General features: G+C 69.9%; 10 protein-coding genes. 5 read left to right on the top strand and 5 right to left on the bottom strand.

Going from position 1 to position 11,768, the window contains the following annotated elements; genetic code table 11:
* Nucleotides 1-40: 40 nt before the first annotated feature.
* The 3 genes from ADK66_RS24010 (at nt 41) to ADK66_RS24000 (ending at nt 3,967) form a co-directional block, all read left to right on the top strand.
* The gene (locus tag ADK66_RS24010; protein ID WP_053659033.1) at nt 41-1,498 is read left to right on the top strand and encodes an argininosuccinate lyase; all 1,458 of its coding nucleotides are present in this window, start codon (nt 41-43) and stop codon (nt 1,496-1,498) included.
* 98 nt (nt 1,499-1,596) lie between these two features.
* A complete protein-coding gene (locus ADK66_RS24005) occupies nt 1,597-2,496 on the top strand; it encodes an ROK family protein (protein ID WP_053659031.1) in 900 nt (299 codons plus the stop codon).
* A gap of 235 nt (nt 2,497-2,731) precedes the next feature.
* Nucleotides 2,732-3,967 (top strand): PP2C family protein-serine/threonine phosphatase, encoded by a 1,236-nt coding sequence (locus ADK66_RS24000; protein WP_231640168.1) that lies wholly within the window; start codon nt 2,732-2,734, stop codon nt 3,965-3,967.
* Here the strand turns inward: ADK66_RS24000 and ADK66_RS23995 are convergent.
* The gene (locus tag ADK66_RS23995; protein WP_053659028.1) at nt 3,964-4,329 is read right to left on the bottom strand and encodes an STAS domain-containing protein; all 366 of its coding nucleotides are present in this window, start codon (nt 4,327-4,329) and stop codon (nt 3,964-3,966) included. The two genes, ADK66_RS24000 and ADK66_RS23995, sit on opposite strands and share 4 nt — an antisense overlap.
* A 196-nt stretch (nt 4,330-4,525) precedes the next feature.
* Here ADK66_RS23995 and ADK66_RS31975 point away from each other — a divergent pair, with 196 nt between their 5' ends.
* Nucleotides 4,526-4,984 (top strand): ATP-binding protein, encoded by a 459-nt coding sequence (locus ADK66_RS31975; RefSeq protein ID WP_053659026.1) that lies wholly within the window; start codon nt 4,526-4,528, stop codon nt 4,982-4,984.
* 15 nt (nt 4,985-4,999) lie between these two features.
* Here ADK66_RS31975 and ADK66_RS23985 read toward each other — a convergent pair whose 3' ends face one another.
* A complete protein-coding gene (locus ADK66_RS23985; protein ID WP_053659024.1) occupies nt 5,000-7,852 on the bottom strand; it encodes a hypothetical protein in 2,853 nt (950 codons plus the stop codon).
* 138 nt (nt 7,853-7,990) lie between these two features.
* Nucleotides 7,991-8,164: a hypothetical protein gene (locus ADK66_RS31625; protein ID WP_157552877.1), complete on the bottom strand. Its 174-nt coding sequence runs from the start codon at nt 8,162-8,164 to the stop codon at nt 7,991-7,993.
* 263 nt (nt 8,165-8,427) lie between these two features.
* Here ADK66_RS31625 and ADK66_RS23980 point away from each other — a divergent pair, with 263 nt between their 5' ends.
* On the top strand, nt 8,428-9,228 hold the full coding sequence (locus ADK66_RS23980) for an SDR family NAD(P)-dependent oxidoreductase (RefSeq protein WP_197281624.1): 801 nt from the start codon (nt 8,428-8,430) through the stop codon (nt 9,226-9,228).
* Between the two features lie 8 nt (nt 9,229-9,236).
* Here ADK66_RS23980 and ADK66_RS23975 read toward each other — a convergent pair whose 3' ends face one another.
* Nucleotides 9,237-10,304: a DUF2855 family protein gene (locus tag ADK66_RS23975; protein ID WP_053659022.1), complete on the bottom strand. Its 1,068-nt coding sequence runs from the start codon at nt 10,302-10,304 to the stop codon at nt 9,237-9,239.
* A 69-nt stretch (nt 10,305-10,373) separates the two neighbouring features.
* Nucleotides 10,374-11,588, bottom strand: a complete 1,215-nt coding sequence (locus tag ADK66_RS23970; protein ID WP_053659020.1) for a PP2C family protein-serine/threonine phosphatase — start codon at nt 11,586-11,588, stop codon at nt 10,374-10,376.
* Nucleotides 11,589-11,768: the final 180 nt, after the last annotated feature.

Below are 11,768 nucleotides of genomic sequence, written 5' to 3'. Positions count from 1 at the left end.
CCGCCACCCGTACGACAACGCATCGCATTGGGAGACCTGGATGACGCCCGCACTGACCATCTATCAGCAGCACCACCTCCGCGTCGTGTTCGATCACCACGCCGCCCACCTGTATCCCGCGATGGTCAAGGCGAGCCAGGCCCACGTCGTCATGCTCGCCGAGCAGGGGCTGATCCCCGCTGACTCGGCCGCGATGATGCTGCGCGGGTTGCTCGTCCTGACCGAGGACCGGCCGGAGGAGTTCGACTACGACGGCAGCGTCGAGGACGTCTACTACACGCTGGAGAAGCGCCTCGCCGCCGCCTGCGGGGTCGAGGTGTCCCAGCTCAGCGTGCAGCTCGCCCGCAGCCGCAACGACCTCGACGCCGGTGTCTTCCGGATGGTGCTGCGCGATCAACTCCTCCAGGTGCTCGACGCGGTGCTGGCCGCCGGCCGGACCATCCTGGACCGCGCCGACCGGCACGCCGACGTGGTCATCACCGGCTACACCCACCGGCGCCCGGCCCAGCCGACGAGCATCGGGCACGTCTTCGCCGGCTACGCCGAAGCGCTTGTCGGCGAGGGGTTCGCCTACGCCGACCTGCTTGACGAGATGAACCGTTCGCCCCTGGGCTCCTGCGCCTTCGCCGGCACCGACCTGGACATCTCGCCCCGCCGCCTGGCGGACCTGCTCGGCTTCGAACGGCTCATCATCAACTCGTACGAGGCGGTGGCCGGCGCCGACCACCTCGTCCGCGTCGCCACCCTCAACGCGCAGGCGCTCGCCACCGGCGCCCGGCTGGCCCGCACCCTGATGGACTGGCTGAGCTGGGGCTGGGTCGTCACGCCCGGCGAGTTCACCCAGGGCAGCAGCATCATGCCGCAGAAGCGCAACCCTGTCGTGCTGGAACACCTCGTCTCGATGGCCGGCGCCGCCGCCGCGGACGCCGTCAGCGTGCTCAACAACGTGGGCGCCGCCTGGTGGGAGGACTCCAACAACGCCACCACCGACGTACAGGCCCGGCTCTGGGACGGCGACGACCGGGCGTACCGGTTCTTCTCCCTACTCGGCGGGCTGATCGCGGAGTTGGACCCGCTGCGTCCGCCGGCCGGCGAGGAGATCGTCGCCTCGGGCGCCACCACGACCGCCGCGGCGGACGCGCTGGCTCGCCACGGCGTACCGTTCCGGGGCGCACACTCGCTGCTCGGTCGGCTGGTGCGCAACGGCCCGCCCGCCACCTGGACCGAACAGGACGTCCGGTCGACCGCCGCCGACCTCGGCCTCGCCGAGCTCGACGAGGCCGCGATCCGGGACCTGCTGGCCGCCGCGGTGCACCCGGAGTTCGTGCTCCGCCGGGCCCAGGCCGACGGTCCGGGCGAAGCGGCGGTACGCGAGCAGGTGGCGCAACTGCGAAGCATGATGACGGCGGTAGCGGCGCGTGTGGACACGTTCCGGGACCGGCTGGTCCGTGCCGACGAGGCGTTGGCCGAGGCGGTCGCGGCGAGGGTGGCGCGGTGACGGGGCAACAGACACGGCACCGCGTGAACGATGATGTCGTGTCGCCGCGTTCGCGGCACGACGTGGACCGACGGCCCGAAGGGCGATCTGACATCACCATGGAACAATCGGCGAACCCGCGGCTGCTCGGCATCGATTTCGGCGGCACGAAAATGGCTATCGGGGTGGGCGACGCCGACGGTCGACTGCTCGTCTCCGAGCGACTGCCCACCCACGCCGAGCACGGTGCTCAGCAGGCCCTCACCAGGGCTCTCGACCGGGCACGGGAACTCGCGGACCGCACCGGCGGCACGCTCGTTGCGGCCGGCATCGCCTCCCCCGGCGTGGTCCACGACGACAGCATCGACCTGGCGCCGAACGTACCCGGCTGGGAGCAACTGCGGCTGGCCGACGCGGTCCGCGACCACCTCGGGCTGACCTCCGTACGGGTGTCGAACGACCTCAACGCCGCCGCCTACGCGGAACTGCGCTTCGGGGCGTTGCAGGGAGTCGATCCCGGTCTGGTGATCGGGCTCGGCACCGGGGTGGCCGCGGCGGTGACGGTCGGCGGCGAGGTGATGCCCGGCTACCACGGCGCGGCCGGGGAGATCGCCTACGGCCTGACAGATCACAGCTGGCCAGCGGGCCTGGAGCCGATGCTGGAGGCGACATTCTCCGGCCGCGCGTTGGACGAGCTGGCGCTGCGACTGGGGATGACCGGCCAGGCCGCCGCGCTCTGCACCGCTGCGGCGCAGCCCGGCCAGGCCCGCGACGAGTTGCGTCGGCGCGTCGACGAGTTGGCCCGCCAACTCGTCACCTGCTGCCTCCTGCTCGACCCGCAGCGGATCGTGCTTGTCGGCAGCGTCGCCGGCAACGAGGTCGTGCGGGAAATGCTCATCGAACGGCTCAACCACGCGTTGCCGTACCGGCCGGACATCGTCCTGTCCACATTCGCGCAGGACGCAGCGCTGCTCGGGTCGCTCGTCATGGCCATGTCGGCCCTGCCCGCGCCCGTCTGAGCCCAGCCGGTCGTCGCCTCGGGTCTACTCGGACCGATACCGTCCCGAGGCCGGTGCCCACCGCGTCGAAACCCCGGTCGACGGCGAGGGCGGTGTCCGCCGGTCGCCGGACACCCGCCCTCGACCGCAGGTACGCGTCCCGGCCTGCCTCCCTGCTACGGCCGCGATACTCGTGCTCGGCGAGGTCTGCCGGATCTCGTAGGCTCGGATCGTGGAAGGCAGCGGGGAGCAGGTCATGAGCCACATGTTGGACGCGGCGGAGAACGCCTCGCCGGTCGATGCGGTCAAGGCGGTCACCAGGGAAATCGGCGCGGCGCTGGGGGCACGGAGCGTCGCGTTCCTGATCGCGGACCTCAGCGGCCGAGCGTTGGTCCGGTTGGATCAGGTGCCGATCGACGGCACCGGGGCGGACCGCCACGACGGCAACGAGAGCGCCACGGTGCTGCCGTTCGATGGTGGCCCCGCCGAGCAGGCGCTACGCACCCAGACGGTGCAGGTCGTCAAGCACACCGACGGGTGGACGGTGTTGGCGCCGGTGACCGACCGTGGTGAGGCGATCGGTCTGCTTGAAATGCTCCTGCCCGCCGAGCCTGTTCAACGGGATCTGGATGAGATAAGCCGCACGGCGCACCTGTTGGCGTTCGTGGTGATCGCCAACCGCCGGCACACCGATCTGTTCGAGTGGGGGCAACGCACCACTCCGTTCACCCTGTCCGCCGAAATCCAGCGCCGCCTACTGCCCTCCGCGTTCACCTGTGAGGGCAGCGCGTTCACCCTGTCCGGCTGGCTCGAACCCGCGGCGAGCATCGGCGGCGACACCTTCGACTACAGCCTCGCCCGTGACGTTCTGCACTTCAGCGTCACCGATGCCATGGGCCACGGGGTGACCAGCGCGCTCACCGCCACCCTCGGCGTGGGCAGCCTGCGCAACACCCGCCGCCAGGCGATCGGCCTGGTGGAGCAGGCACTGGCCGCGAATGCCGCGGTCGCCGAGCACACCCCGGTCCCCGGCGGTTTCGTCACCGCTGTGCTCGGCCGTCTCGACCTGCGCACCGGCGTGTGTGCGCTGCTCAACGCCGGGCACGTGCCGCCCATGCTGGTCCGTGACGGCGCCACTCAGATGCTTTCGCTGCCGGGCAACTTCCCTCTCGGCATGTTCGCGGCGGCCGAATACGACGCGGGCGAGGTGACGCTGCTGCCGGGCGACCGGTTGGTGGTGGTCACCGATGGCGTGCGGGAGCGCAACGCCGCCAGCCTGGACCTACCGGCCATGTTGCGGTCGATCGTCGGTCTGCACCCCCGCGAGGCCGTCCGGGCGTTGGCCGACGCCGTGCTGGAGGTCAGCGGGCCGTCCCTGGCCGACGACGCCACCCTGCTCATCCTCGACTGGCACGGGGGGCACGGCGAGGATCGGCGTACCAGTGCCGGCGCCGACCAGGGGCGGGCCAGCACCGCGCTGCCCGACAACTAGCGGCCGGTGGAGTCGTCGGTGAGCGCCACCTTGGCCTCGGCCGCCTGCACACTGTCGTAGACGTCGATGGCCTTGTACATCGAGGTGATCATCAGGACGCCCTGCACTGCCGGCTGCGGCGCTGCGAGGGACAACTGACCGCCGACGCCTTGCAGCGCCTTGAACATCACCACCAGCGCGCCGAGGGCACTGGAGTCCATGAACGCCACACCGGCGAGATCCACCACCACCCGACGATCACCGGCGTCGATCAACTGTTGCAGGCCGTCGCGCAGCCGGGAGGACGTCGCCATGTCCAGCTCACCGTGCACTTCCAGCACCGTGCAGCCCCGGCCCGGCCGGGCCGACAACAGCAGATCCACAACAACCTCCCCACGCCGATGGCCCCCGAATACCCTATTCGGCCGACCGGCGAACCCCTTGCACGCTGCTGGTCGAGCTGGCACGGGAACCGTTTCGCCTCGGCGCCTGCGGGTAGTGCTGAGCACGACCACGGCGCCCAACTCGGGTATGACAGAGTGGTCGGCTGTTGACGTGGGGGCCGGGAGGAGCTGCGCGATGCGGGTGAGCCTGACGCTGTCGCTACCGCGCCAACCGGCCTCGGTGACCCGCGCCCGCCACGTGCTCAACACCCTGCTGAGCCTCACCGACGCCACCGAGGACTCCCGCGGTCAGCTCGCCGTGCTGATCAGTGAGGCCTGCGCCAACGCGGTGATGCACGCCGATGCCGACAGCGCTGTCGACATCACCATCGTGATCGACGACGACGCCTGCCGGATCGAGATCGGCAACCGGGGACGCACCCCGCTCGACGCCGGACTCGACGCCGGGCTTCCCGCCCCGCTCACCGTCGGCGGCCGTGGCCTGCCCCTGATCGCCGCCCTCGCCGACACGGCCACCTTCGTCGTCGGGCCACCGGGTCACGTGCTGCTCCGCATCACCAAGCACCTCGGCGGCGTACGCGCGGCGACGCCCCGCAGGCAGCCATCGCCCTGCGGGGCGCCACTCGACACATAGTGACCCGAGGGCCCATCAGTCCGCTTTCACCACGATGAAGTACCCGGTCTCGTCGGTGGTGGTGCCGTCGGCCTTGCGGCCCTTGACGATCAGGTGGAGCCCTGTCGCCTCGGTCGGCGTCCAGGTGATCGACGCACGGCCCTCCGCGTCGGCGTCCACAGTGCCGGCAACCCCGCCGATCGTGTATTCGAATGACGTGATGCCGGCCGTGCCGCCGCTGAACTCGAAGCGACCCTCGACGCCGACACCGCCGCCAGCGGTGTCCCGGGGGTACGCCTCGGAGAAGACCTGCGGCGCGGTGCCAACCTGGAACAGGTACTCGGTGACCGGCGAGAGCCGACCGTCCGCCGTGCGACCCCGCACTGTTAGCGTGTTGGGTCCGTTGCGGTCCGGCACGACCCGGACCATCGTGTTCCAGCTGTCCCCGATGGGCGTGACCTGTTCCGGGCCGTCGTTGAGGCGGTAGAGGTACTCCACCACCTCGGGCTTCCATTCGGTGCTGAGCGCGAAGTCACCGGGGACACCGATGCCGCCCCGCGGGGACCACTCGTTGTACTGACTCCACACCGAGACCCGGGTGTCGCGGACAGGGACGGTCATCTCGCGCTCTGGCGACGTCGTCCCGTCCTGCGCGATCGCGGTGACCCGGGCCGAGAACCAGCCGTCCCACTGAGGTGTGAACGACACTGTCGCCGTGCCGTCCGGCCGCGCCGCGATGGTCTGGTATTCGCCGAAGTCCAGCGAGTAGCGGAACTCCCTGGTGTCGGGCAGTACCGAGCGGAAGGTCAGCGTCATCGGCTGGGCGGCCGCGCCGCCGCCGGGCGGATCGGTCGTGATGACCGGCGCCTCGAACGGCCGCCAGGTGAAGCTCTTCGCGGGCGACCGGGTGCCGTCGGCCAGCAACGCCTCGACGATCAGCGTGTTGTCACCGGTGTGCACAGGCGTGACCGTGATCGACACGCTGGCTCCGTAGGAGGGCACGACGGTTTCCGGGCCACCGTCGAACCGGTAGGCGAAGCCTGTCACGTTCGGCAGTTGGCTGCTCAGGTAGAACTCCACAGGCAGGCCGACGCCGTCGATCCGGGTCAGGTATTCCAGCGTCGGCGCGTACGCGCTCGGCACCGGGTCGAGGACGCTGAACTGGTAGTAGGCCTCCATCGACTTCGAGCCGTCCGCCTTCACCGACCACACGATCAGCATGTGCCATCCGGCGGTCGCCGTCCACGGCAGTACGGCGGTGTCGTCCGCCGCCGCCGTAACGGTCTGCGCGGCCTCGTTGTCCAGGACGTACTCGTAGGCGACGACGTCGGCGTTGCGCGGCTTGAACGTGAACGAGCCGGTCTTGCCAGCGATCGGCTCGTTGTCGAAGTTGAACTCGGCGGACTCGACCTGCGGGGAGTCCGTGACCGGGATCCGCAGGGTGTCCTGCCCGATCAGCTTGTTCTTCACGTAGCTGCTGACGACGATCGCGACCTCGCCGACCTCGGTGAAGGTGAACTGGTCGGTGGCTTTCCCGTCGACGGCCGGCACCCGGATCTGCGGGCCGCCGTTGACCTGGTAGCCGAAGGCTGTCGTCTCGGGCTTGCGCGCGGTCAGGCTGATCGTGCTCGGCAGCCCTACCCCGCCCATTTCGACCTCCGCGCTCGGCGCGGTGTCGGCCACCCAGAACTGGTACGCCTTCTCCGGCCCTCGGTTGCCGGCCGCGTCGACCGAGTGGACGTAGAGGGTTTCGATCCACGCACGCTTCGGGGTGTATTCGATGACAGCCGTCCGGCCCGGCTGCCGGGCCTTCACGCTGCCGGAGTTGCCACCGCTGTCACGCCAACTGAAGGCGACCACATCCTGGTCATCGCCGGCGGCGACGCGGAACCTGCCGGTCACGCCGGCGCCACCGCCCTGGATGTTGCCCTCGGGGTAGAGCTTCGAGGTGACCACCGGCGGGTTCGCCGGTGGCGCCTTGTCCATGATCACGTAGCAGGTCTTGCTCCACGGCCCCGCGTCGTAGTAGTCGCTGGCGCGGGCCTGCCAGGCGAGCAACTGACCGTCGGCGTACTGGCTCAGGTCGGTGCCGTAGTAGCTGTAGAACTCACGGCGCTGGTCCGGCTGGTCGACCGGCCAGATCGCGTAGAGGACTGTCGCGTAGTCGCCTTCGTCGGGATCGTTGGCGGTGGCCTTGAACATCGTCGTCGCGGCGGCCGGTGACGGTTTGGTCAAGGTGCCGCACGGTCGTTTCGGAGATTCGAGGTGCGGGTCGGACACGGTCGGCGGGTGGTTCGAGGTGGAGCTCAGCGTCGGCAGCTGAAAGGTGCGGCCGGCGCGCGGGTCGGCCTCCTGGGCGGCCGTGATCCGGTATTCGACCGTGATCGACTTTTCGTTACGGCCGAGCGCGGCGTTCAGCGTCTCGACCATGTCGAAGCCCAGGTAGTCGGGGCAGTAGTAGGAGCCCTGCCCCCGACCGGCGGAGATCAGCTTTTCCAACTCCGCCGGTGGGTTGTTCCAGGTCGTCCCGGCCTTGACCGGGGCAGTCCGCCACACCTCGATCGTCACTGCCGTGGAGCAGTCGGTGACCGCGTCCTCGTACGTGTAGAGGTACGAGTTGTGCACGACAGTGCCCTTGAGCTGGGTCAGGTCGTAGGTGAAGTAGGAGCGGTAGGTGTGCGGCCTGTTCGCATCGTCGACAAGCGTGCCGACCGGCGGCGCGACCTGCGGGTTGACGAACTTCGACGTCGGGCTCTGCGAATCGAGATAGGCCCAGCTCGACAGCGGCAGATTGGCGAAGTCGGCGGCGAGGGCCGGCTGGCCGGTGGCCAGGACAACGGCCGCAACACCGACAGCGGTCGCCAGCGTGGCTGCTCCGATGCGTTTCATGTGGACTTGTTCCTCCCCCGTGACGGCACCTCGATCGATGCGATGCCGGCCAGGTCATGGTATCGACGGAAGCCACAACTGGATGTCCCGTCGATCCGGCGTGGAGGAAAGCCCCAACCGTCGTGACCAGATTGTGGGCTAGCTGCGGGCGGGCGTCTCGGCCGACTCGCGGTCCGGGGTCTCCGTGGCGAACGGGGTACGCAGGCGGGTCATCGAATCCGCGCTGATGTCCGCTTCCGGACTGCGCTCGTCGTCGGTGACCCGTTCCCCCTCGACGCTGAAGGGATTCAGGGCGGACGTCATATCGGTCACGAGGAACTCCAGGGAATGTGCACGGCAGCGCTCGACTCAGTCATCGGCAACTGGGGAACCGTGGGGACGCAGCGGGGCCGGGCCGGCGATGGGCCATCGATGCCCCGCGCTCACAGCCTAGCGGTCGGCGGCATGTTGGTGACCGCGAGGTGGCGGGGCCGGGGTTTGCGTGACTCGGGCTGCCGGGCACGGGCGGCACCGCTACGGTCGAAACGGCCCCCCGAACGGGGACGGCCGAGGTGAGACGAGCGCATGGGGTGACGATGACGGTGCAGATCGATCTTTCCGGCAGGACCGCGCTGGTCACCGGCTCGACCCAGGGAATCGGCGCCGCCATCACCGCCGGCCTGGCCCGCGCCGGCGCCCGGGTGGCCGTCAACGGCCGTACCGCCGCCGGGGTCGAGCGCGCCGCCGCGACGTTGCGCGACGAGGTCCCGGGTGCCGACGTGGTGGAGGTCGACGCGGACGTGTCGACCGATGCGGGTACGGCCCGCACGCTCGACCTGCTGCCCAGCGTCGACATCCTGGTCAACAGCCTCGGCATCTTCGGCCCCAGCCCGGCCCTGGAGATCCCGGACGACGAGTGGCGTCGCTACTTCGAGGTGAACGTGCTGGCCGGTGTGCGGCTGACCCGCGCCTATCTGCCCGGGATGATGGAGCGCGGTTGGGGGCGGGTGCAGTACGTGGCCAGCGACTCGGCGGTCGCCATCCCCGCCGAGATGATCCACTACGGTGTCTCGAAGACGGCTCTGCTCGGCGTCTCGCGCGGGTTCGCGAAGGCCGCTGCCGGCACCGGCGTGACTGTCAACTCGGTGCTCGCCGGGCCGACCCATACCGGCGGTGTCGAGGATTTCGTCGCCGACCTCATGGGCGACAGCCTGCCGTGGGAGCAGGCGCAGCGGGAGTTCATGCGCCTGCACCGGCCGCAGTCGTTGCTTCAGCGACTCATCGAGCCCGAGGAGATCGCCAACATGGTCACCTACCTCGCGTCTCCGCTCGCCTCCGCGACGACCGGCGCGGCGGTCCGGGTCGACGGCGGATACGTCGACGCGATCCTTCCGTGACGGTTGGCTCAGAGCTGGACGACGTGGCCCGTCCGGGGCGGCGTACGGCCCGCGAGGACGTCGAGCCAGGCGTCCCGTAGTGCCTCGGGGCCGTCGCCGACCCGCACGTCGAGCCACCCGCTGAGCATCGGGGCGAAGCGCTGCCAGGCGGCGGTGAACCGTTCGTCGAGCCCTTCGCGGCCCCAGTCCTGGCCGCGTTTGCGCATCTGCACCGGCGCGAAGAAGACCTCGCCGGCGGCGTCGGCGTTTGGTGTCTGGTTGGTGAGTCCGACAGCGATGTCCCGCACGAGCCGGTCGCCGAGGTGCCCGCGTAGGGCGGCGCGGGTCGCCGGCGCACCGGACAGGTCGAGGTAGGCGGTCTCGACGACGTCGAGGGTGTCGATGTCGTCGTAGGAGATGACCTCGTCGTAGCAGCCGAGCGACCGCGTGAACGCGAGGTTGCCGGGCGAGGTGAGCCCGACCAGGCGGGGGCCACGGCCGTGCAGTTCGAAGGCTGCGGCGTACGCCGTCTTGCTCGACGCCGACGACAGCACCAGCGACCGCACACCGTAGAAATCGTTGTCGATGACCTGGTCGGCAAGCATGAACGAGGTGAAGAACAGCGGCCGGAACAGGATCAGCAGGTCTTCCTGCTCTGGCCGGTACGCGGGGTCACCGGTGGTCGACCGGTACGAGTTGTACGGCGACGGCAGCTCGGCCCGGTGCGCGCTGGCGTCGCGGAAACCGGTCGCGTTCACCCGGTCGGGGCGTACCACCAGGTGGCCCGCTGGAGGCAGGTAGCCGTAGACGCGCTGACCGACCTCGACACCCTCCACTGTGGAGGCGACGACCTCGGCGAAGCCCCACAGCGGCGGCAACCCCCACTGACCGTCGAGCCCGCGGGGCTCGGGCGGAAAGAACTGCCAGTAGCGCATCGCGTCGCCGAGCACCGCGTAGGTCACGTTGTTTGCGGTGAGGCCGACGCGGTCGACGCGCAGCAGCGCTTCGCCGTCAACCGGAGTGGGCGCTGCGCTGTCGACGAGGGTGGTCCGGCCCAGATCGTTGCGGGCCACGGCGAATGTCCACGAGTCGGCCATGCTGTGACGCTAGACAGCCCTCGATGCGGAGACAAGTGCACTGCGAGTGCAAAATCCCACTCGACGCGGTCAGCCCTGTGGCACGCCGAGGCGGCTGAGGTGCGCGAGCGGCAGATGCGGTGGCCGCCACTCCAGGAACATGGCCGTGGCGTCGTCGTCGAGCTGATCGTCCTGGTACGCGAGGACGGCGCGCACCAGGCGGCGCATCGTCTCGGGGCTGGGCAGCCCGTCGTTGAGGGCGCGGCCGACGAAATCGACGAGCCGGTCCAGGCCGAACCGCTCCCCGTCGGCGCTCTTCGCGTCGGTGATGCCGTCGGTGTAGGCGAGGATCCGGTCACCCGGGTGCAGTTCCTCCTGGTGCACACGGGGGGCGCCGGCCGACAGGTACCCCAGGCCGAGCGGCAGGGCGGTCGGGCCCGGCAGCTCCCGGATGGCCTTGCCGTCGCGCAGCAGCATGGCCCCCGGGTGACCCGCGTTGATGATTCTGAGCTGGCCGGTGCGGCGGTCCAGTTCGGCAAGCAGCGCGGTAGCGAAGGAGCCAGGGTGCTCGGAGTGCACCCACCGGTCGATGCTCGTCGCCGTGTCGGCCAGGTCGAGGCCGGACCGGCGGGCGTTGCGGTACGCGCTGACCACCAGCGACGCGAGGGTGCTCGCCTTGATGCCGTGCCCGCAGGTGTCGAAGAGGCCGACGCTGAGCACGTCACCGTTCAGCGCGTAGTCGAAGATGTCCCCGCCGACGTCGTAGCACGGTTCGAGGATGGCGGTGATCACCAGCTCGTCGGTGGCGAAGGTCAACGGCGGCAGCAGCCCCCACACGATCTCGGCGGCGACCTGCATGGGCAGGCGGCGCCGCATCCGCTCGACGACATCGCCGTAGAGCCGGCGGTTCACGAGGACCTGGGCGATGTTCACCGCCAACTCCCAGGCGGGCACGTCCATCGCCGCGTCACCAGCGTCCGGCGACACGACCTCCAGCACCCCCAGCCGCTCGCAGCCGAGCAGCAGGGGCACCCAGAGTCGGTCGGGGGTCTCGGCGGCACGCTGCACGTCGAGGCTTGTGAACGCGCGGCCGGCCAGCGTCGTCTCGATCGTCAGCTCGTCCCGGACGAGACCCGCGCCCAGCAGCGGCACGAGGCTGGACTGGGTGTAGTCGGCCAGGTAGATCACGACCTCGGTCGCGCCGATGGCCGGCGCGGCGCGGGTGACGAGCAGAGACAGCTCGTCGGGCCCGCCGCGGGGTGCGTTGAGCTGGAGCCAGCGCGCGGCTTCACCAGCGTCGACCAAGCTCCACCTCCCCGTGTCTGCACCACCGTAGAAGCCTGGGGGCGAAGTACCAAACCGTGGGAGGAGTTCAACAGGCATTTAAATGCTCGGCATCACGCCCACCATCATCCTTTTGGCTAGTAATTAATCAAACTTTCCGGTAGTGTCCGCGGCATCATCCGAACGACATGACGCGGCGGC

This window comes from Micromonospora sp. NRRL B-16802 (genome assembly GCF_001279555.1).
Lineage (GTDB): Bacteria > Actinomycetota > Actinomycetes > Mycobacteriales > Micromonosporaceae > Micromonospora > Micromonospora profundi.
The sequence above is the reverse complement of the archived record's forward strand: the minus strand, read 5'-3'. Positions and strand labels throughout refer to the sequence as shown.